The organism is Peribacillus sp. SIMBA_075, from assembly GCF_046534585.1.
The window spans coordinates 1-248 of record NZ_JAWRYN010001271.1 but is presented as its reverse complement, the minus strand read 5'-3'; the positions used below and the strand labels follow the sequence as shown (position 1 = coordinate 248).

Annotated in this window: 1 protein-coding gene; it reads left to right on the top strand. The window is 48.4% G+C overall.

The annotated features are described in order from the left end of the window. Positions 1 to 248 (top strand): HAD-IC family P-type ATPase (locus SB775_RS32430; RefSeq protein ID WP_410865400.1); only part of this gene is annotated, 248 nt, incomplete at both ends.

Here is a 248-nt window from a genome sequence, read left to right as displayed (position 1 = left end):
CTCGTAGTCGTTCTGGGCGTTGTGCAAGGACATGATTTGTATCATATGTTCTTAGCGGGTGTATCTCTCGCTGTTGCTGCCATTCCAGAAGGACTGCCGGCGATTGTAACCGTCGCTCTTTCCCTAGGTGTGCAGCGGATGATCAAACAAAAATCAATTGTCAGAAAGCTCCCAGCTGTGGAAACGCTCGGCTGCGCGTCGATCATTTGCTCAGATAAAACAGGGACAATGACGCAAAATAAAATGAC